At 46.1% G+C, this 20,460-nt stretch carries 18 protein-coding genes and 1 riboswitch; of the genes, 10 read left to right on the top strand and 8 right to left on the bottom strand.

The features are described 5' to 3' along the window. Positions 1 to 47: 47 nt before the first annotated feature. From N7386_RS13205 to pepE, 4 genes are all read right to left on the bottom strand, one after another. Complete coding sequence (locus tag N7386_RS13205) at positions 48 to 1,379, bottom strand: IS4 family transposase (protein WP_218211666.1); 1,332 nt, start codon at positions 1,377 to 1,379, stop codon at positions 48 to 50. A 130-nt stretch (positions 1,380 to 1,509) separates the two neighbouring features. Then, positions 1,510 to 2,478 (bottom strand): DUF3187 family protein, encoded by a 969-nt coding sequence (locus N7386_RS13200; protein ID WP_011717432.1) that lies wholly within the window; start codon positions 2,476 to 2,478, stop codon positions 1,510 to 1,512. Positions 2,479 to 3,182: 704 nt separating this feature from the next. Next, on the bottom strand, positions 3,183 to 4,766 hold the full coding sequence (locus tag N7386_RS13195; protein WP_279768962.1) for a glucan biosynthesis protein G: 1,584 nt from the start codon (positions 4,764 to 4,766) through the stop codon (positions 3,183 to 3,185). Between the two features lie 408 nt (positions 4,767 to 5,174). Then, entirely contained in the window at positions 5,175 to 5,885 is a 711-nt protein-coding gene (gene pepE / locus N7386_RS13190; protein ID WP_109285689.1) for a dipeptidase PepE, read from the bottom strand. A gap of 287 nt (positions 5,886 to 6,172) precedes the next feature. On the opposite strand from pepE, the gene htpX reads away from it, so the two are divergent. Next, positions 6,173 to 7,036, top strand: a complete 864-nt coding sequence (gene htpX / locus N7386_RS13185) for a protease HtpX (RefSeq protein WP_011717429.1) — start codon at positions 6,173 to 6,175, stop codon at positions 7,034 to 7,036. A 47-nt stretch (positions 7,037 to 7,083) separates the two neighbouring features. Here htpX and N7386_RS13180 read toward each other — a convergent pair. Further along, positions 7,084 to 8,300, bottom strand: a protein-coding gene (locus N7386_RS13180; RefSeq protein WP_279768960.1) for an IS3 family transposase whose coding sequence is annotated in 2 segments (ribosomal slippage) — positions 7,084 to 7,952 and positions 7,952 to 8,300 — 1,218 coding nt in all. Because the reading frame shifts where the segments join, the coding sequence is not laid out codon by codon here. Positions 8,301 to 8,668: 368 nt separating this feature from the next. Here N7386_RS13180 and N7386_RS13175 point away from each other — a divergent pair. Next, a complete protein-coding gene (locus tag N7386_RS13175; protein ID WP_279768957.1) occupies positions 8,669 to 9,019 on the top strand; it encodes a cytochrome c3 family protein in 351 nt (116 codons plus the stop codon). A 70-nt stretch (positions 9,020 to 9,089) separates the two neighbouring features. Here N7386_RS13175 and N7386_RS13170 read toward each other — a convergent pair whose 3' ends face one another. Then, positions 9,090 to 9,836 carry a cytochrome b/b6 domain-containing protein gene (locus tag N7386_RS13170; protein WP_037427475.1) on the bottom strand — a complete coding sequence of 249 codons (747 nt, stop codon included), beginning with the start codon at positions 9,834 to 9,836 and terminating at the stop codon, positions 9,090 to 9,092. 296 nt (positions 9,837 to 10,132) lie between these two features. Between N7386_RS13170 and N7386_RS13165 the strand changes: the two genes are divergently transcribed. Continuing rightward, a complete protein-coding gene (locus N7386_RS13165) occupies positions 10,133 to 10,768 on the top strand; it encodes a LuxR C-terminal-related transcriptional regulator (RefSeq protein WP_011717426.1) in 636 nt (211 codons plus the stop codon). Positions 10,769 to 10,954: 186 nt separating this feature from the next. Here the strand turns inward: N7386_RS13165 and N7386_RS13160 are convergent, their stop codons facing one another. Further along, positions 10,955 to 12,721, bottom strand: coding sequence for a PDZ domain-containing protein (locus N7386_RS13160; RefSeq protein ID WP_279768956.1), 1,767 nt, complete (start codon positions 12,719 to 12,721; stop codon positions 10,955 to 10,957). Between the two features lie 145 nt (positions 12,722 to 12,866). Between N7386_RS13160 and hinT the strand changes: the two genes are divergently transcribed. From hinT to tsgA, 6 genes are all read left to right on the top strand, one after another. Beyond that, the gene (gene hinT, locus N7386_RS13155; protein WP_011623075.1) at positions 12,867 to 13,223 is read left to right on the top strand and encodes a purine nucleoside phosphoramidase; all 357 of its coding nucleotides are present in this window, start codon (positions 12,867 to 12,869) and stop codon (positions 13,221 to 13,223) included. Beyond that, positions 13,220 to 13,747 carry a PaaI family thioesterase gene (locus N7386_RS13150; RefSeq protein WP_011623074.1) on the top strand — a complete coding sequence of 176 codons (528 nt, stop codon included), beginning with the start codon at positions 13,220 to 13,222 and terminating at the stop codon, positions 13,745 to 13,747. The genes hinT and N7386_RS13150 overlap by 4 nt, the downstream gene beginning before the upstream one ends. Then, complete coding sequence (locus tag N7386_RS13145) at positions 13,734 to 14,198, top strand: PaaI family thioesterase (protein ID WP_011623073.1); 465 nt, start codon at positions 13,734 to 13,736, stop codon at positions 14,196 to 14,198. Before N7386_RS13150 ends, N7386_RS13145 begins: the two co-directional genes overlap by 14 nt. A 130-nt stretch (positions 14,199 to 14,328) precedes the next feature. Further along, positions 14,329 to 14,721 carry a YcfL family protein gene (locus N7386_RS13140; protein WP_279768954.1) on the top strand — a complete coding sequence of 131 codons (393 nt, stop codon included), beginning with the start codon at positions 14,329 to 14,331 and terminating at the stop codon, positions 14,719 to 14,721. 350 nt (positions 14,722 to 15,071) lie between these two features. Continuing rightward, positions 15,072 to 15,776, top strand: a complete 705-nt coding sequence (gene deoD, locus N7386_RS13135) for a purine-nucleoside phosphorylase (RefSeq protein WP_011717422.1) — start codon at positions 15,072 to 15,074, stop codon at positions 15,774 to 15,776. A gap of 50 nt (positions 15,777 to 15,826) precedes the next feature. Further along, positions 15,827 to 17,002 carry an MFS transporter TsgA gene (gene tsgA / locus N7386_RS13130; protein ID WP_041412667.1) on the top strand — a complete coding sequence of 392 codons (1,176 nt, stop codon included), beginning with the start codon at positions 15,827 to 15,829 and terminating at the stop codon, positions 17,000 to 17,002. A 55-nt stretch (positions 17,003 to 17,057) separates the two neighbouring features. Here tsgA and N7386_RS13125 read toward each other — a convergent pair whose 3' ends face one another. Further along, positions 17,058 to 17,738, bottom strand: coding sequence for a Crp/Fnr family transcriptional regulator (locus tag N7386_RS13125; RefSeq protein ID WP_011717420.1), 681 nt, complete (start codon positions 17,736 to 17,738; stop codon positions 17,058 to 17,060). A gap of 214 nt (positions 17,739 to 17,952) precedes the next feature. Continuing rightward, a riboswitch (TPP riboswitch) is annotated at positions 17,953 to 18,063 on the top strand. Between the two features lie 53 nt (positions 18,064 to 18,116). Here N7386_RS13125 and N7386_RS13120 point away from each other — a divergent pair. Then, entirely contained in the window at positions 18,117 to 20,390 is a 2,274-nt protein-coding gene (locus N7386_RS13120) for a TonB-dependent receptor (RefSeq protein WP_011717419.1), read from the top strand. Positions 20,391 to 20,460: the final 70 nt, after the last annotated feature.

Genomic DNA, 20,460 nt, shown 5'->3' with positions numbered 1-20,460 from the left:
AAAAATACGTGTGATATAACAAAAAAGAGGCCATACAGTAATGCCAGTCAGTTAAGAGCTGACTGGCATTTTCTTTTGACTGGGTATTTCCTTGGTTTCACTCTGACACACCGAGGGTAAGCTCTTGAATCCCCTCGTATTGGTAGCACATGCTGCTCGGTTTCTGCGAGTAAACTATCCATCCTTTTAGGGATGGTTCCGGCGGCTTCCAGCCAAAACCCATAAATCACATGGATTATCGCAACCGCGCATGTCGTAAAACTCAGTTGGTTAGCGTATAAACCCGGCTTGCTTTGCGCCATTTTCACCATCTGGTAGCGGATAATATTGTAGCTCAAGAGAATGCCCCATAGCTCTTGTTTTACCATCTCCGGTTTCTTGCTCCTCAACGTAAACTCGCTGTTGAGCAAACTCTGCTTCATCTCGCGATAGCCCAGCTCAATTTCCCAGCGATGACTGTATAAATCCACGATTTCTGCACCAGGGAAACGCAACGGGTCTGTCATTGAGGTGAGGATATTGACCTCTTTGCCTTTCACTGTTTTTGTCAGCAATCGGACGTCAATAAATTCAGGTAACTCATTAAATTGTTTACGAGATTGTGCTGTGGTCGTCAGCCGAATGAGTTTATCGTGTCGACCGAGTTTTGTGATGACTTCAAACTGTGTGCCTTTCTTCATCGGCATTAACCAATGTCTGGATTTGCCCGCTTGATGCCAACGGTTTAGCAGCCCCAGTGAGTAAAATCCTCGGTCAAATAGGGTGAGTGAGTTGTCGGGTGTGCTATCAATCAGTTGCTCTGCCAACTTCATTTCATTGATTTTGGCATCGTCAAATGCGCTGGCAACTAACATGTGGCTCGTCAATTCCATCTGGCAAACCATGCGTACTTGCGGATAGCCAACATCACCGTGCTGGTTTTTGCTGTAGGTAAAGGCTTGCTGGTTGTTGGGAGTATCGGGCGTTCGCCAAATGACGCCATCAACCCCAAGCAACGTTAAGCCACACCAGTCAGGATGCTGGGCATCTTGGTTCCAGACGCGCTGACTTTGCGAAAAAATTTCTTTAACGGCATCAACACCTAAACGTTGTCTGGCTTGAACAACGGCGCTAGGAGCCACAAGGGGCTTCTTACCAGGCAACATCAATTGTGCTTTGGCGACAATGCTCCAAACAGGCTCTTGGCGATACATTGCCATCGCAATGACAGCCCAAACAGCCTGCTCTAGAGGAAGTCGACGTTTGCGTATGGTTGCTACACCAGATGTTTCAAGGCATTGCGAGATGAAATCTGGACACAAGATATCACTTAGTTTGCCGAGTTGTTCAGTGTTGGGAGCGTAGCCATTAGCCAGTGCAAGCGCTGTAGTCAGTTGCATAAAAAAATCCGATGACGAGTGGTCATCGGATTTTGATCTTTTCAATGAGATCGTCAAGTGTTCTGGCTTAACTGATCGGCATTAGGCCATACAGCCTCTTTTTTGTTATTGAGTGTTTAATTTATTGTGACTAAAACTTAACTCGGTAGCCAATATTAAAGGCAATGTCAGTGCTGTTATCCATATTGAAATAATTTTCAACGACGGAAAACTCAATTGCACTTGTGTCTAAGTAATAACGGTAGCCGAGTAATATTTCATTTGACGCCTTAGCGAAATCATTTTCAGTTTCTAATAAACCTTGGTAATGATGTAACTCAATTAACCAGCCATGGCGACCCGTGATATATTCATAGCCGAGATTGACTGAATAGGCATGATTATCGTAGCGGATCCCCGAGAGCACTTCATTGCCCTGCCTAAAACTGACGGCGGCGCTAGAATGAAAATGATGCTTCTCGTAACGGAAGCTGTAATTTAACTGCAACGCTTGTTCAAAGGCTTCATTTTCAAAGGGACCTGAGTCCACATAGTTATAATATAAGCTACCACCTAAGGATAAACCCTGATGTTGGTTCTCAAATAATTGATAACCAACATAAAGCATAATGGCATTATTGAGTGTCTCACCCGAAATATCTTGTTGGTTTACACCATCTTTAGAAAATATTTGATTTTGATGTTTTGCCGTATCTTCACGACCATTTTGACTAAAACCAAAAGCATCATGGAACCACATAGTTACCGAGTCTAAGTGATTATCGCCGCTAAAGCGCCAGTGATAACTTGTGTCTATCATCCATTTGTCATTGATTTGCCAAGTCAGCCCTCCTTCGAGGGTGTTGTGGTAGTAATCAGCAAAATAATCATCGGTTTCGGCCCAAACACTGGCCGCACTTGCAGATAAGTGCAGCTCTTTTTGACCTTCAGGTAACGAAAACCCAGATCTAAGCATCGGCGTTAAACTGCCCGCTTGGGTCGGTGATTGTGCGTAGGTGCGTAAAGGACCGTAGTCACTAAAATCGACGGCAGTAGCAAAGGCATTCGGGACAAACAGCAAAGAAAGTGCAAAGGCTGGTTTTAGGTTTGAAAACGGCATAGCTTAAATATCCGTCTAGATAATGAGTTATCTAGATTCGATGGGTTGATGAAACAGGGTATTATCGACCAACAGTTACACTGATGATTAATATAGATGTTAACGTTAATTGTTGTATTAACATTTTGTTTGCAATTAAATCAGCGTATAGCAGAGTAAAACCAACGCAAGCCAAAACACTCGTCCAATCATTGGTAGTGAATATAAGGCAAGTAGGATACTTATCATTAACAATATTGTCGTTGGCTTACGAAAGTACGCAGCATCTAATGTGGGTAACTTCATTTTTTCTCTGACATACTCATGATGCGAAATATAACTAACACTGAATATGGTGATAGCAATAGATGGAGATCTTGTAAAGAAGTGTATATAGCAAATATTCAGTTGCTGTGAAGGAGGTAATATACCGTTGTGGAGTAGGGGAGTAAATCTTATTGGCGTGCTAAATAGGGCCGAAAATTGGAACTGAAGTTCCCTATTTTTGTTAGATAGAAATAATCCTAGATATTCCGAAGACGTTATTCTGTCCAAGTTATCCTGTAAATTAAGAAGCTGAATAGCTAAAGAGTTATGATGTTGCCACGACTTGCTGAGAATATAATCGAGTTAGATCTGAACACTCGTTAGTGTAGAACCAAGCGCAATAAAAAACGCCGTAAGTTCGGCGTTTTTATGGTGTAACGGATAGCTAGCTTATTTGCCTAAGGCCAATCGTCACTGTTCCAGCGATACAGCCAAGTGGCGGCCACAGGTTTTTCATCTTTACGCAATTGGATGCGCAGTTCTGCCACATTGGTGCTTTCGGGCTCGAAGGTCACAAATACGCGGGCACCATTGATATCTGGATGAGCGACGATACGAGATGACAGGATCTTGCCCTTGCTGATACTGGCATCAATCACAATGTTCTCAATATCTTGTGGTTTGATATTGCTGTAATCGATAAGCAACTCTTTACCTTTGGCTTGCTTTTGTCCCTTTGAGCTGCGAACCACTCGTGCCTTAGTGTTAGCACTGGGGCTATCGTTAGACGCTGTGATGCGATAGGAGTAACGATAGGGTTCACCTTGCTTCAATCCGCCCTGAGGCTCCCAGTAAGTGACTATATTGTCGTTGGTTTCGGCGCTCGATGGGATCTCCAGTAGCACTAGCTGACCTTTACCCCAATCATTCAGCGGCTCAATCCAAGCGGAAGGGCGCTGCTGATAGTTTGCAGTCAGATCTTGATAGTAATCGAAGTTACGATGGCGTTGGATTAAACCAAAACCCTTAATATCTTCATCGCCAAAGGCACTGATCTGCAATTTATTTGGGTTATTAAGCGGGCGCCATAAACGCTCACCGTTACCGCGATCGATTTGTAATCCTTCGGAGTTATGTACCGCAGGACGATAGTCTGGCTTATCTGAAGTATCTAACCCGCCATAGAGGAACATCGAGGTCAGCGGTGCGAGGCCCACATGGGCGATGTCTCTGCGTGGGAATAGCGTGACATCCACTTCGACCCGCGTTGGCGCGCCTGGGTAAATACCAAAGCGGTAGGCCCCAGTAACGCTCTGACTGTCTAACAGCGCATGCACCACAATGGCGGTTTGATACTTAGAGGGGCGCTCTACCCAAAAACGTTTGAATAATGGGTATTCTTCGCCTTTGGGCTGGGCCACATCGATAGCCAGTCCACGGTTGGATAGACCATAAATTTGTCCTTTAGACAGCGTTCTAAAATAACTCGCGCCTTGGAACATGATGAACTCGTCTTTGACTTCATCGTCATTGATAGGGTAGTGCAGGCGCACGCCCGCATATTGGCCAACCTGAGTGAGTAATTTTTCAATGGCGCCATTAGGGACACTAAAGGAAGACTCGGTCAGCTCGATGGGCAAGGCTTGGCTGTTTTCAACTACATCGATATCCACGAGGTTTTTGTATAAAAAACCGGGGGCAAAGAGTTGTACCGAAAACTTAGTGGGAGTGCCGCCCCAAATCGCGGCGTTTTCTTGATAATTGATTTTGCCGTAGGTGGCGTAATCTAGATCAATGAGCTCTTTGGGGGCTTTTCTTGCTTCTTTAAACGGTTTCTGAGCCAGTTGTTGAGCCAGTTCAATGACAGTGTCATGGGAGAAGGCCTTGGCTTTCTTCTCTGGGGTCGAGTCGGCGCCATAGGCAGGGACTAAACTGCTGATGCCCACCATACAAGCGAGTAAGGAACCGAGAAAAAACCGCGGTTGGTTCGTTTTTCGCTGTGTGATCGGGGCTAAATGATTGATTGTTGAATGCAGTCGCAAAATAGGAACTCCTCACTTCAATGGGCTAAGGTGCAAGATTGGCACCCGGAACGTGCCCAAAACTCCCGATTTATAAATCACTTAGAATGCATTAGTTCGGGAAGTGCTTAAGGGTGGATAAAAATTTAATCTTGTTAATCAAAGTGTTCGACAACGAAATTAGAGCAGTTACTTAAGTGGTGCAAGTATTTTCTCCCACGGGATAAGTGCTGACCTTATCGGTTAAAGCATCAGGTAGCTTGGGTATTAACTTGGGATATTACTGCTATCCGGTTTCAGCGCACGAGGTATAGATGCCTCTTTTATATGACATTTTGCGGCATTTTATCGGCCAGCAAGTCTGATGACAAACTCACACTCGGTGGCCGATATTAGCAGATTAGCTGAGGCAATGCCGCCGAATAGATCTTATTTCAGTAAATGGGATAAATCGCTTCCTACAGGGATAGGGATCTCTTGCTGCTCACCACAGAATAAATAGGCTGGGTTGTCACCGAGTAGGGATAAAGTGTCTCCCTGACGCCAGAGTGCGCTGCCTTCGACGATACCCACAACCGGGGTGATAGGATCGACACGGGTGAATTCGAGTAAGCGCTGGGCGCGGGTTTCGCCGTTATGCCCTGGAGCGCGGTAGTTTGAATAATGTGGATTTAACTGAAATGGCACTATATTTAACGCGGTAAACGACGGCGGCTCGATAATCGGCATATCGTTGGTGGTGCGAATGCTCAATCCAGAGACGTTAGAGCCCGCGCTCCAACCAATATAAGGTTTACCATTCAGAACTTCTTCACGGATAAGATGCACTAAATCGTACTTATAGAGCTCGTGCAGTAAATGGAAGGTGTTGCCGCCACCGATCAAAATGCCGTCGGCATCTTTAATCGCTTGGCGCGGATCAGGATGTTGATGAATGCCGCTGATATCGAGCCTGAGTTCGCTTAATCCCGCCACGACTGAGGCCAAATAAGTGTCGTAACTCATGCTGACACCGGCATAGGGGATAAAGATCCATTTTTGGGCGTTAGCGGTGAGCGGTTTGATAAAGGGAATCGCATGGGAAAGGTAAGGCGTATCACCGACGCGAGAACTGCTCAGTAGTAGGGCATTGACTGTCATTTTTTTATCCTGAAATCTCGGAATGTGCTGGCATGTTAACAAAGTTTAATCGCGATAAACATAGATAAACACACATGAATTTGGCTGTAATGCTGACAGAGCCTAGATTTAAGCTTGGATTAATATACTGTCCCTAGACTCACGAGCCATGAAAGGCAATGTCTAAATTGAGAGAAAAATTAGCGAGTAGAAAAACTCTTATCTTTACCCCTTGAATTTCGATTAATTGGACATATTATGTCTTTGAGCAAAGTTAAATGGCATGTGTTTGCCGTAAAGGAGCTGAAATGAAGCGTATTTTTTTATTGATTGCGACTAACCTAGCCGTGTTGCTGGTAGCCTCAATTGTGATGTCTATTCTGGGCGTGAATACGTCTACTATGGGTGGACTACTTGTGTTCGCTGCGATTTTTGGATTCGGCGGAGCCTTCATCAGCTTAGCCATTTCAAAATGGATGGCGAAAAAGACCATGGGTTGTGAAGTGATCACCACGCCACGTGATAGCACTGAGCGTTGGTTGTTAGACACTGTTGCCCGCCAAGCGCAGCAAGCTGGGATTAAAATGCCAGAAGTGGCAATTTACCAATCGCCAGAGATGAACGCTTTTGCCACAGGCCCAAGTAAAGACAACTCATTAGTTGCCGTGAGTACCGGTCTGTTGTACGGCATGAGCCAAGATGAAGTTGAAGGGGTACTTGCCCACGAAGTGAGCCACGTTGCTAACGGCGATATGGTGACACTGACCTTAATTCAAGGCGTGGTGAACACCTTTGTTATCTTTGCCGCGCGTGTTGTTGCGGGCATTATCAATAACTTCGTCTCGAGCAACGACGAAGAAGGTGAAGGTCTAGGCATGTTCGCTTATATGGCGGTTGTGTTTGTCCTCGATATGTTGTTTGGTATCTTGGCCTCGATTATCGTGGCTTACTTCTCACGCATCCGTGAATACCGTGCAGACGAAGGTGCAGCACGTTTAGCGGGTAAGCATAAGATGATTGCAGCGCTTGAGCGTTTACGCCAAGGCCCTGAAAGTTCAGCAATGCCAGCGCAAATGTCTGCCTTCGGTATTAACGGCAAGCGTTCAATGGCAGAGCTGATGATGAGTCATCCGCCATTAGAGAAGCGTATCGCCGCTTTACAGACCCGTTAATCGAGGCTGTATGTTTCGTCCTGAAATAAGTTGACACTTATTTCCACCTAAAACGCTCGATGAACCTCATCGGGCGTTTTGTATTTTAAGGCCAAATGTGGCCGCCGTTGATTATAGATGGCAACCGCTTCTGCCACCATTTGTCGCGCCTCCTCCAGCGTTGCGGGCTTATGTGTTAAAAACTCCTGCTTCAAGATGCCATTCACTCGCTCTGCTAAGGCATTTTGATAGCAGTCATATCCATCGGTCATTGAGCATGTCACGCCATGGTGTGCGTGAACCGCTTGATACGCGTTTGAGCAGTACTGTATTCCACGGTCTGAGTGGTGTATCAGCGGTTTACTTTTATCTTGTCGCTGCTTCAGTGCCCGTTTGTAGGCCGTTAGCACCCCGTCTGTTTTAAGATTATCATCAACATGATAGCCCACGATTTTTCGTGACCAGGCATCGGTCACCAAGCTTAAATAGGCTTCATTATCTTGCAGTGGCAGATAGGTAATATCAGCCACCCAGACTTGTTCTGAGCGGCTGATGTCCACTTGCTGCTCGCTGGGCTTAAGCAAGTTGGGATGACACCTAAATCGATGATGGCTATGGGTCGTTTTATAGTACGCCCGTTTCGGCGTGACCAACAAACGATGCGCCCTAAGACAGCGAAATAACCGGTCTCGTCCTATCACTATTTGATGCATTTTGTTGAGTAAATACTGCAGTTTACGCGTACCGACTCGCGGTTGAAATAACCGTTCATATTGTACTGTTTGCAACACCTGTTGCTCCCTTAGCTCTGAGACGATTTGCCGCTGGCATTGCTGATAATACGCCTGACGACTGATGCCAAGGTAACGACAGCATTGGGTGACGCGATAACCTACGTCCGTTTTTTCCTGGAGCGTTTCGCGGGTGGCTTTTTTACGACGGATATCCCGTAGTCAGTTCTGAGTTTTTCGACAATGGCTTCGAAGAACGCCGCTTTCATGCGGGTATCTTCAAGTTCGGCTTCGAGGGCTTTTATCTTTTGCTCGGGGGTGAGCGTGGTGGGTTCAGTCATCAACTGTCCTCGCATTGATGTTGGCGGCGTCCCTAGGGACCAATCCAGTTTGCCATGCTTGCGTAACCACACTAACACGGTGGAGCAACCTTGAATACCGTACTTGTCTTGCGCCTGCTTATAGGTCAGTTCGCCTTTTTCCACTTGGTCGACAACCGCCAATTTAAAAGCGAGGGAATAATCGCGTTGAGTTCGTTTAATTGTTGAAGTCATTACACTCTCCAAAATGAGTTTGAAAAGTGTCAACGCTATTTAGGACGGGTCAGTAAGATCAAAAAAGGAGACCTAGTGTCTCCTTTTTTATTGGGGCTTTTCTTTTTCTACGGATTAGGCTAGGGCCGTTTTTAGTTGTGAGCGATAGGTTAAGTCAATGTAAAACTCTTATATAAGCATGTGGTTACATGATGCAGCGCACATTTTACCCCTTGGTATATTGATAAAGTTACTTTGCATTAAGATTGGGTTGCTTATTGCTCAATCCTTAGCTAAGTTAAATCGAGTCGTGCTATTTACATTGGTTGCGAGATGGAAGTCACCCTGACAAGAATTTCCACTGTCAATCGCCATTGGAGGATACAATTGTGAGCAAAAAACTATTAAGTGCGCTTTTCGGGGCAAGTCTTGCAGCGCTGGCGCTGTCACCAACCGCATTTGCCGCGGATCAAAAATTATCAGACTTCCATGCTGAGTCAGGTGGTTGTGAAAGCTGTCATAAGGATGGTACGCCTTCTGCTGATGGTGCTTTCGAATTTGAACAATGTCAAAGCTGCCACGGCTCTTTGGCTGAAATGGACGCAGTACATAAGCCACACGATGGCAACTTAGTTTGTGCTGACTGCCACGCTCCACACGATATGAACGTAGGTCAAAAACCTACCTGTGAAAGCTGCCACGACGATGGCCGTACTCCGGCATCTATTCTGAAGAAGTAAGTTTGACTTCAGATTGAGCTTGATAAAACGCCAGCAAATGCTGGCGTTTTTTATGCTCATTGAGTTGACCTCATTCGTCCTTCGGTTGTCCTTGAATAAGCTTTTTGCCTGAAAACATGGCTGAGATAATGCCAGGTTGGCGTTTGACTTCGGTGTAGATTACGGCAAAAACATGCAGCATGATCAACAGTATCAATAAATACACTGCATACACATGTACCTCTCCTACAAGACCTTTTATGGGTTTTATCACGTTAGCTTTATCGGTATCGACGCCCGTAGCATCGTAGGGTTGTAGGCTACTCGGATCAACATTGGTGGCCGCAAGGTACTGTTGGACTGCACTTCCCAGGGGTGGATAGTAAATGTCGGTACCGGCGCGGATCAGCCCAGTAATCATAATTGTGACTAATAAGAGCATGATAGCGAGTACGGCGAATTTCCCCTTAGGATTGTGGCCTAGATACTGGGGATTTTTACCCGCGGCAAGTTCTGCTTTATAGGTTTGTAACTCGGCCTTGCTATTGGCATTGGGGAACATATGGCTAAAGCGGGCGTATTTATTGCCCATAAAACCCCACACTAAGCGGATAAGTAAATTAATCGCAAAGCCATAGCCAATGATGACGTGCAGGGTTTTAAGCCCGATTTTACCGGAGAGTTCGGTTATACCTAAGTCGCTGCGAAACATCATTATACCGCCCACGATAAGCAGGGAGAGTACGAGGATGACATTAATCCAGTGGAACAGACGCGTAGGTCTGTCCCAGACGGGGTAGGATTGTATTTCAATAGGGCTTGGTTGCTGGCTGGACATGGTATTTCCTTATGTTTTGTATTGATTTGATCTTACGCCTTTCTGTTAAAAATAGCGCATTATTTTCAGTTTAAATTAAGCCTTCTGCTTGACAATGATTTGTCCTAAAGTTGTAGAAGTTTTTGATTTGCGTACGGTAAATATTTTTTACGTAAGTCTTTTGAATCTGTTTTATCTAATGCTAATATCGTGTGCACGATAGACTTGGAAGTCTATTGAACGGATGTTGAAGTGGTATTGAGAGATGTTTCTCCTCTCAAAATAAATAATCGTTAACCAGACAGGGAGTGAGCAGGATGTTCAAAATATTACATTGGATTGTAGTGTCAAGATCGCAAGTTCTGATGGAATTGCTTGCAGGCCGCTGGCCGCAGGAGTTTCTGGTGAAGCTGTCGCAAGTCAGTCCAGATGAAATGTGCGATCAAATCAAAGATAACCAAGCCTCTATGGTGGTGATTGACCTTTCCACCGTCGATCTTCAGAAAGCCTATCAATTTCAACGCTTGCTTGCCCGTGAACACCCGAGTGTGCGAGTCGTCTACATTCAATTCCCTAAACAGGTTGATGCCCGTTTTTTAATGCAAGCCTCGACTACGGCAGGGGTGTTTTATCTGGATGCAGGACTGACTGAAATCAGCCTTGGCCTGTCTAACATCCTGCGTGGACACAGAGTGATCCCCATCCAATTGGTGAATGGGGTAAATGATGACTTTGGACTGTTCGAAGATACCGAGCCATTAACCATCCGTGAGCGCGAAGTGTTACAAGCCCTGTTGTCTGGCAGCACTAACCTCGATATCGCGAATCAATTGTTTGTGAGTGAGAGCACCATTAAGACTCACTTGTACCGTGTGTTCCGTAAGATTGGTGTGTCAAGCCGTGGGCAAGCCATTGCATGGGCGCAAACCTACTTACACGATGTGGTGGTGTAACGCGTTGTTGATGGGGCCACTAAGCCAATATTCAATTGAACAACTTAAGAATCAAATAAAAAGGGGCAATCCTCGATACGATTGCCCCTTTTGTGCTTTATGGGTTAAGGACTATTGCATTAAAAACTAATGCATTAAAAATTAGTGCATTAAAAATTAGTGCATTAAAGGCTAATAGATTAAAGATCAACGACCTAACCAAGCCTGCAGTTTGTCTTTATCTGTGATGCTTAAGGCAACCGTATCCTTAGGCGCCTCTGCAATAATCAGTTCTCCCGTCATCAATTCATCTCGTCTAAACCAATGCAGGCTTAAGCGTTGTCCGATTGGGTATTGCTGAAGCTGAGCTTCAAATTGACCTGTCACCTGCAGATTATCCGCCGCAATTAAGATATCTCCGGCACTTAAGCCTGCAAGGTGCGCAGGGCTACCTTGGGCGACAGTGGTCACTTTAAGGCCCATTGGCGCAGCTTGCGTTTTAGCGCCAAAGGCAATCTCATACCCTTTGGCCGTGCCACCGCCAACATCCTGCGCGCCTTGGCTCGCTCTCAGTGTCAATTCAACCCCAAACTCGGCCAGTAGTGGTGCCAGCGGGATATCGTCGGTATTGTCTAAATAGGCGAAGAGATCTTGGCAATCACGCCCCAATAAGCGTTCAACAATCCTTTGATGACATTCATCCGTGGTGCCGCGATTTTGCAGGGCATATTCCTGCCACAGAATGGTCATTAGATCGTCGAGGTTGTATTTTCCTTGAGTCTCGCTTCTTAGGGTTAAATCCAGATACAGGGCAAACAGGGCGCCCTTAGTGTAATAACTGATAATGGCGTTTTGGGCGTTCTCATCCTGCTTATAGAACTTAGTCCAAGCGTTAAAGCTCGAGTCCTTAATGCTTTGTTTAAAGCGGCCTTGACTGCGGTATACCCGGGTAAAGGTTTCGCTCAGCATATCTAAGTAGCTTTGCTCATCGACTAAGCCTGCGCGATAGGTAAGGAAATCATCATAATAGGAGGTGATGCCCTCATAGGCCCACAGCTGCGGCGTATAGGTTTCCGCCTCGAGTTGATAGGGTAAGAAGCATTCTGGCTTGATGCGCTTGACGTTCCAGCTGTGGAAATATTCATGGCTGCAGAGCGATAAATAAGTGCGGTAGTCGTTATTTATCGGCGCATCCATCGACAGCGGTAAATCTTTGCGTGAGCACATGAGTGCTGTCGATGCCCTATGTTCCAAACCACCAAAGCCATTGTCGAGTACTGTCGTCATAAACAGATAACGCTCAAAGGGCGCTGGCGTGCCAAACAGCTTGATTTGATACTCGCAAATCGCCTTTAAATCTTGGCAGAGTCTCGGCATATGGGCGCGGTGGCGACCGTTTAACACGATATCGTGTCTCACGCCGCAGGCTTCAAAACTGGCGTGGGTGAATAGCCCCATCTCAACTGGATGATCGATAAGTTCGTCATAGCTTTGCGCGCAAAACTCACCAAAGGCAAATTCATCACCGCTTTGGCGTGTCATGCTGGTGGCAAGGCGCCATTCATTTAGGCTCTGCTCGGTCGGCGCAGCCATAGTCACTGTGTGTAAGCCTGCCTCAAAGCCGTGGGCGGCTAAAAATACACTGCTACCGTTAAAGAAGCCGTGGGTCATATCCAGATGCGCAGTGCGTACCGACAGGTCCCAAGCATAAACTTGATAGGTTAAGGTCAGTTGGGTGCTTTGATGTTCGACCGACCAGGTTTGTTTATCCAGTTGAGTGAGGTGGAGCGCCTCACCATTATCGCCTGTGGCTTTAAGATCGATAATATTCTTGGCAAAATCCCGCACCATATAACTGCCGGGAAGCCACGCGGGCAGGCTAAAAACTTGCTTAGGGTGGGGCTTTTGTACCGTCATAGTAACGGCGAACAAGTGCGCCTTGGGATCGACGGGAATGATGTGATAGTGGAGCATAATTTATCCTGTAAAACCGATGCGTTTTAATGGGCGTCATGCTGCCAAAAATGCGCACAACAGGCAAATGAAACGCAAAATATCTGGAGACACAAAGCGTTGAATTGCTAGTATACTATCCCAATTAACCCAAGGAGGACTCCCCATGGCCGAAGAAACCATTTTCAGCAAAATTATCCGCCGCGAAATTCCCGCCGACATTCTGTATCAAGACGAGCTGGTGACCGCTTTTAGAGACATCTCGCCAAAGGCGCCAACCCATATTCTGATTGTGCCGAATCATTTGATCCCAACTGCAAATGATATGAAAGCCTCGGATGAGCCTGCACTCGGCCGGATGATGACAGTGGCGGCCAAATTGGCGGCAGAGGCGGGGATTGCCAAAGATGGTTATCGTTTGATCATGAACTGCAACAAACATGGCGGACAGGAAGTGTACCATATCCATATTCATCTCGTTGGCGGAGAGCCATTGGGACCCATGCTGAGCCAAGGTCAATGAAGGTAAATCCTGATTTTTTTCCGCTGACTCAAATGGCGCAGCGATTTGTCGATCAGCTCGCCCAGTGCCGTCGCTTAGGGTTAACCGTGCTCGAAGCCAGTGAGCACCATGTACTGATTGAGTTGCCCTATAGCACTGAGTTAATTGGTTATCCCGATACGGGCGTTATCCACGGCGGGGTGATCACCACCTTGATGGACACCGCCTGTGGCAGTGCGGTGGTGAGTGCGATTTTTCAAAAATATCAATCCTTAGAGATTTCGCCCACCCTCGACTTACGGGTCGATTATATGAAGCCCGCGCAGCCCCATAAGCCAGTTTATGGTTTTGCCGAGTGCTATAAATTGTCATCTAATATCGCCTTTACCCGCGCCATCGCCTATCAGGACAGCATTGATGATCCTATCGCCCATGCGGTGGGCTCTTTTATGCGGATCAGCCCTGAAATGGTGGGCGATGCCTTTAGACAAGCCTTGATGGGAGAAGCCGTGCCGCCCTTAGGAGAGACAGATGAACTCAAATAAGCCGACCGAGCAGAAAACCCTCGATGTGCAGGGAATTGTAAAACGCGCCACCGAGCTGAATGACTTTGGTCATCTACTCGAACATGTGCCTTATGCTAAGTTTATTGGTATGAAGGTCGAGCGCTTTGGCGATGAACTGATTTTCAAACTCCCCGCTAAGGACGACAATATCGGTAATCCCATCCTGCCCGCGATTCATGGTGGGGTGATTGCTGGTTTTATGGAAATGTCGGCCATAGTGCAATTAATGGTGTTTATGCAAACGGCAAAAGTGCCAAAAGTCGTTGATTTCTCGATTGATTACCTGCGAGCAGGCCTACATAAAGACAGTTTTGCCGAATGCCGTATCACCCGTCAGGGGCGACGGGTCGCCAATGTGAACATCAATTGTTGGCAAACCAATCGTAAGCAGTTGATCGCTACCGCAAGGGCGCACTTTTTGATTGATTAATCGCGAGGGTGCGGCAGTACGGGCAGTTTAAGCCGATGTGTACGTTAAGCATAAGTTCAGCTGGCGTCGCGTAGTGTCATTGCCCATCCGTTGTTCGGCACCTAGGTTTTTGTGAGTGAGGGAAAACAAAATGAAAGCAATTTACAGTGGAGTAATCTTGGCTGCAGCTCTGACACTCGGCGCTTGCACCAATACGGCGGGCATTTCGGTGAACTCACTGGGAGAAACCCGCGTCGATAACAACAGCTTCGCCCGTTATATCAGTGTTGAAGGCGTTGAGGCGCGCCGCGTTGGCGATCTGATCCAAGGTTCGGCGTTGATCGTCAGCAAGTCCTCAAGCGATATGCGAGTGCAATATAAGTTCACTTGGTACGACGCCAGCGGCTTTACCATCGAAGATGAAGCCACCAGTTGGAAATCGGTGAAATTACACGGCAAACAACAGCTGCAAGTGTCGGCCGTGGCCCCAAATGCGCAAGTGGCTAAATTCGATGTCTATGTTCGCGAGACTTATTCAAACTAAGCTTGAATCATAGGGTTGAGTTGTCACTATCGCGTTAGAGCATTTGGCATTTCAAAGCTAAGTTAACGCGCGTTGATAAAGGCTTTCGCTCCATTTATAAAGACTTACGTTTTCAGGGCGTAAGTCTTTTGCTTTTATCTATCCTCATCCTCACCAACCCATCTTCCTTCTGCTCGTTTGTGCGGGATTGAGTTTGTCCCGTGACGGTTGCTACGCCGAGAAGCAAAGTTGCGATAACTGACTCAGTTCGACGGAAAAAGTCAAACAGCGACAGAAAAGCGGACTTTAGTCCTAAAACTATTTCAGGGTTGAGCACTACTATCAGCATAATATTAGATGAGGATAGACCTATGACTGCGCACATTAATGCACAACCTACTGATTTTGCTGAAACTGTTATTATGCCTGGCGATCCGCTACGGGCGAAATATATTGCCGAAACCTACCTTACTGATGCCGTAGAAGTCACCAACGTTCGCAATATGCTGGGCTACACAGGTTATTACCAAGGGCAGCGTATTTCTGTAATGGGGCACGGTATGGGGATTTCCTCAATGGTGCTCTATGGCCATGAGTTGATTAATTTTTTTGGTGTGAAGCGCATCATTCGTATCGGCAGTTTAGGCGCAACCCAAAAACACGTGCAAATGCGGGATGTGATTTTAGCGCAGGCGGCGGGTACCGACTCACCCACGAATGCCAAGCGTAGCAGTGGCTATCATATGGCAACCTCGGCCACCTTTTCCTTACTGCACAAAGCCTATACCCAAGCCAATGAAAAAGGCATTAGCGTGAAAGTTGGCAACGTATTTAGTGGCGATCTTTATTATGATCCCGACGAAGATATGATCCCAGCACTGGAGCGTTTTGGGGTATTGGGTATCGATATGGAAGTCGCGGGTCTTTATGGCTTAGCGCATCAACAGGGCATTGAATCATTGGCCATTCTCACGGTATCCGATCATTGCCTAACGGGTGAGGAAACCACCGCCGAAGAACGCCAGTTATCCTTCAATAATATGATCGAACTTGCGCTCGCGACTGCGCTGAATTAGGTCTCTCGTTAACCTTTGCACCTTTCGCATTTCACGATGGAATGACAAAAATGAATAATAAAATCACCTTAACTGCCATTAGTTTTCTCGCGAACTTTATTATGGCGGGTTTTGCGACGCAATTTGGGATGTTGATAGAACCCATAGCGGAGAAGTTTGCGGCCGATGTGAATGATGTGGCTTCAATCTTCTCCTTACTTAATGGTGGCGCATTGGCAGGGACCATTGCCGCCTTCTTCTTTATTGAAAAGTTGGGCATCAAGCGGATCACCTTACTCAGTTACAGTCTAGTCGCGCTTTCTGCACTGGCATTACACCTTACCAGTTCGCTACAGCTAGTGATGGTGGCCATGACCTTAATTGGATTCTGCGGCGGGATTGGTCTGTGTATCGCTGGCACCATTGTGGTATCTGTATGGCAAGCCAAAATGCAGAGCACTATGTTAGTGGTGCAGGATGCGACCTTTAATGTTGCTGGGGTGGTGTTTCCGCTGATCACAACCTACGCCTTAACCAATGCCTTATCTTGGAGTTACAGTTACTTAGCCGTGGGTTTGGTTGCCTTAGGCACGGTGATTATTAGCTTATTCACCAATTTTTCTCTGTGCGAGCAATCATCGAATACGGAGGAGAAACAACAATCGGAGTGGAACTTCGGCATTATCAGCGGCGGTATCGGCTTATTTTTAGGCATGCTGGCGCTGTATACCTTCCTCACGTGGGCGCCGTTATTTGTAAAACAAAAATTTGATATCCCATTTGAGGAGGCGGGCAATATCATTACCCAATACTGGTCGGCCGCGCTGATTGGTGCCTTAATTTCAACCCTGATCGTGACCCGGGTAAAAATTCATCATTTCTTAGTTGGTATTATTGGTTCTGCCATGGTGATCACCTTCGTGATTGTGACTACCGATAAACTGAATTGGATTGCTTATTTAACCTATGGTTACGGCTTTGTCTGCGCGGCACTTTACAATGCATTTATTGCCTATGGCGTGTCGTTTGTGAAGCAAGCCAGCAGCAAGAATGTCTCCTACATTCTGATCAGTGGCAGTACGGGCGCCATGTTTAGTCCGGCGATCAGTTCGTTCTTCGAACGTATTATCGGCTTACAAACCGTGATGTATGTGATCCCCGTGCTTTATGCCGCAATCTTTATGTTGTTGATTGCATCGAGTCGGATGAAACCTGCCATGTCTGCACAATCACTTTCGGCAAGTTAAGCTAAAGGCCCATACTTGGTTGTTATCTGCCGAGTATGGGTGTTGTCGAAGTGGGTTAAATGCCTGCTTCGACAAAAGCTTTAAGTGCATCCAGGTTTTTAATCCGAATGCCTTCTTTTTTACGCTCGATTAAACCGCGCTCTTCCAAATGTTGCAGTGCCCTTCGATAGACTCTGTCTGTGGTACCAAAACGCTCCGCCTCTAAATAACGCTTACTAAAACCATCGACGGGTAAATCGTTTAAATACTCATGGTAGATATCGAATGCCACGTTATAGCTGATGGGATAAAGCAGCCTTCGGGTAAAAATATCGACGGTATCTTGGTAATCAATCGCTATGGCACTGGCAAAAAATAGCGCCAGTTGTGGGTGTTGGCCGAGTGAATGTTGCAACTTTTCGTTGCTAATTAGCGAAATCTCTAAGGGTTCGCTAGCGATAATGTCGAGCTGACACTGGTATTGGGTAAAAAACTCCATCTCACCAAAGAGCTGCGAATCACAATCGATAGTCCCTAATTGGAAACAACGGCCATTTCTGGCGGTGTGCCCCAGCGATACGCGGCCTTGCTTGACTAACACCAGAGAGTTTATGGCTTCACCTTGTGTCATCAGGTGAGCACCTTTTTTGAGCATTTTGATTTCGCTGATACAGCTAAGAATCACAGCTTCAATAAGAGGATAGTCCTGTTCCCATCGCTGGCTATAACGTCCCTTGGCTAACGGTTTTAGCTGCATTGAGTTGACCCTTCTACCATACTTAAAATCGTCGCCTTCTATAGCATTAGAAAGCATATTGGGTCAAATCAGCCAAAGGAGAGAAAAGCGTTTTTATCGGCTAATTGTGAGTCGCCAGAGGTTTCAACAAAGGCATTAATGGCGTGAGCTGTGTGTCATTTACTGATGTGCAGTGACAAGAGTGTCTACTTTATGATTTTCGTCATGTATACTTAGCGCCGCCAAGGGGTGTTTGCCAACAAAGTGGCAGACTGAGATGTCATCAGACGAACCCTTAGAACCTGATCCGGCTAATACCGGCGTAGGAATGGGCCAATCAACAGCACACTTCTGAATCGCTTATTCGTTGCCGGATCTCAAACATGTATTTGAGGTCCTATGTCTAACAAAAAGTTTAACAACAAGTCTTACACCCAAAAATCGACCAAGAGTTCCACCTTCTCCTTATCGTTAACGCGTGCGCCATTAGCGCTGGCCATTTCGGCGGCGTTAAGCACGGCCGCATGGGCGCAAACCGATGCTATCGATAAACCTGAGCCTAGCAATGATATGGAAATCATGGTGGTGACTGCAGATTTTCGCAGTGCCAGTTTAGAGAAAATGCCATCGAGCATTACCGTTATCGATGCCCAGCAAATTCAAGATGAAAGTGCCCAGCACTTTGAAGACGTGATGAGTTCTATCGCCAACTTTAACTGGTCGGGTGGCAGCTCACGTCCTAAGTATTTCCAGATCCGCGGCGTAGGTGAGCAGGAACAATATCAAGGCGCGCCTAACTCATCTGTAGGTTATATCATTGATGATATTGATTTATCTGGTATCGGCATGGTGTCGAGCATGTACGATCTGCAGCAGGTCGAAGTGTTACGCGGCCCGCAGGGCACCCGCTATGGCGCCAATGCGTTAGCGGGCTTGATTTACCTAAAGAGCAACGACCCGACCGATGTGTTTGAACATGGCGCCGAGGTCTCTTTAGGCAATGACGATTTGCAAACCTTCAGCGGTTTTAGCTCTGGGCCGTTAACCGATTCGGGCAAATTGTTATACCGCGTGTCGCTGCAGCAACATCAACAAAATGGTTATCGCGATAATCTCTATTTAAATAAAGAAGATACCAATGGTCGTGATGAATTTACTGGTCGCGCTAAATTACGCTGGTATGCCAGCGATAATCTGCAACTTGATTTAACTCTGCTGCATGCCGATTTTGATAACGGCTACGATGCCTGGAGCTTAACCAACGATCCTAAACATACTATTTCGGATCAGCCGGGTGTCGATAGCCAGCGCACCACGGGCGCTGGATTTAAAGCAACCTACTCGGGCGCAGAGTCTTTCGAGCTTACCTCGCTGACCTCATTTGCCAATACCGATCATCATTATAGTTACGATGGCGATTGGGCAAACCCTGAATATTGGGCATCCAAGCAATGTGATATTTATGATGCGGATTGGAATTCAATTGGAAAGTTACCTTGTGTTTATGATGCAACATGGTCAAAAGTGGGTCAGAGAAAAACGTTTACACAAGAATTACGTCTTACTTCAAGTGATGCTGGAAGAATATTTAACGAGTCTACAGATTGGTTAATTGGAGTTTACTTTTCGAGTTTGCAGGAAGACAACAGTCTGATCGACTATGCCAAATATAGTAATGGTGGTTTGAATCCCAGTTTTAAAGAAAGAACTAAATATTTAGACTCAACATATGATGCGCAAAATTACGCAATATTTGGTCAACTCGATATTGATATGAGTAATGATTATTTATTGTCACTTGGACTGAGGTTAGAGAATCGCTCGAGTGATTATAGCGATACAAATCTGGATGATTTTTCTCCATCAGAAACAATGTGGGGTGGTCATCTTGCTTTAAGTAAAGCACTTAGTGAACAGCATAATGCTTACATTCGAGTTGCTAGAGGATATAAAGCGGGTGGTTTTAATATGACGCTTCCTGCTGATTTCAGCGATAAAAAGGAGTTTAATACTGAAACTTTATATAACTATGAATTAGGTCTTAAATCCTCATGGTTATCAGGAGCGTTAAGTACAAATGTTGCTCTTTTTTATATGGATAGACAAGACCAACAAGTATCTGCATCTCAACAAAATCCTGAAGATTTAAGTGAGTTTATTCTTTTTATCGATAATGCCGGAAGTTCAAAAAACTATGGCTTAGAGATTGATGCTAATTGGTATATCGACAGTAATTGGCATTTATATTCTAGCGTTGGTTACTTAAATACAGCCTATGGTGATTATCAATACGAAGTAGCTGAAGACCAGTTTGTGGATTTAACGGGTCGCGATTTGGCCCATTCACCACACTTAACCTACAGCTTAGGCGGTACGTATCGTGCGAACTCGGGTTGGTTTGCCAACGTCAACATGAGTGGTAAGAGTGAGTTTTACTACTCAGACAGCAACGACTCGCGCTCTGAGCCATACACCATTGTGAATGCGCGCTTAGGTTACGAGGCGAGTGCTTGGTCGGCGTATTTATGGGGCCGCAACCTGTTCGATGAAGAATATGGCGTGCGTGGTTTCTATTTTGGTAATGAGCCGGATAACGGCTGGGCGGAAAAGCAATATATCCGCTACGGCGACCCACGCCAAATCGGGGTGACACTAAACGTTAAGTTTATGTAATCCCTTAAGAATGATACATCAGATGTCAGGCTGTGCTCGCTCATTGCGTCACCGCCTGACGATTGCATTA

Source organism: Shewanella sp. GD04112 (assembly GCF_029835735.1).
Classification (GTDB): Bacteria; Pseudomonadota; Gammaproteobacteria; order Enterobacterales; family Shewanellaceae; genus Shewanella.
The sequence above is the reverse complement of the archived record's forward strand: the minus strand, read 5'-3'. Positions and strand labels throughout refer to the sequence as shown.

Bases quoted from the DNA above. Each gene is read 5' to 3' on its own strand.
- N7386_RS13205 (WP_218211666.1), bottom strand. From the start codon at position 1,379: ATGCAACTGACTACAGCGCTTGCACTGGCTAATGGCTACGCTCCCAAC.
- N7386_RS13200 (WP_011717432.1), bottom strand. From the start codon at position 2,478: ATGCCGTTTTCAAACCTAAAACCAGCCTTTGCACTTTCTTTGCTGTTT.
- pepE (WP_109285689.1), bottom strand. From the start codon at position 5,885: ATGACAGTCAATGCCCTACTACTGAGCAGTTCTCGCGTCGGTGATACG.
- htpX (WP_011717429.1), top strand. From the start codon at position 6,173: ATGAAGCGTATTTTTTTATTGATTGCGACTAACCTAGCCGTGTTGCTG.
- N7386_RS13170 (WP_037427475.1), bottom strand. From the start codon at position 9,836: ATGTCCAGCCAGCAACCAAGCCCTATTGAAATACAATCCTACCCCGTC.
- N7386_RS13165 (WP_011717426.1), top strand. From the start codon at position 10,133: ATGTTCAAAATATTACATTGGATTGTAGTGTCAAGATCGCAAGTTCTG.
- N7386_RS13160 (WP_279768956.1), bottom strand. From the start codon at position 12,721: ATGCTCCACTATCACATCATTCCCGTCGATCCCAAGGCGCACTTGTTC.
- hinT (WP_011623075.1), top strand. From the start codon at position 12,867: ATGGCCGAAGAAACCATTTTCAGCAAAATTATCCGCCGCGAAATTCCC.
- N7386_RS13150 (WP_011623074.1), top strand. From the start codon at position 13,220: ATGAAGGTAAATCCTGATTTTTTTCCGCTGACTCAAATGGCGCAGCGA.
- N7386_RS13145 (WP_011623073.1), top strand. From the start codon at position 13,734: ATGAACTCAAATAAGCCGACCGAGCAGAAAACCCTCGATGTGCAGGGA.
- N7386_RS13140 (WP_279768954.1), top strand. From the start codon at position 14,329: ATGAAAGCAATTTACAGTGGAGTAATCTTGGCTGCAGCTCTGACACTC.
- deoD (WP_011717422.1), top strand. From the start codon at position 15,072: ATGACTGCGCACATTAATGCACAACCTACTGATTTTGCTGAAACTGTT.
- tsgA (WP_041412667.1), top strand. From the start codon at position 15,827: ATGAATAATAAAATCACCTTAACTGCCATTAGTTTTCTCGCGAACTTT.
- N7386_RS13125 (WP_011717420.1), bottom strand. From the start codon at position 17,738: ATGCAGCTAAAACCGTTAGCCAAGGGACGTTATAGCCAGCGATGGGAA.
- N7386_RS13120 (WP_011717419.1), top strand. From the start codon at position 18,117: ATGTCTAACAAAAAGTTTAACAACAAGTCTTACACCCAAAAATCGACC.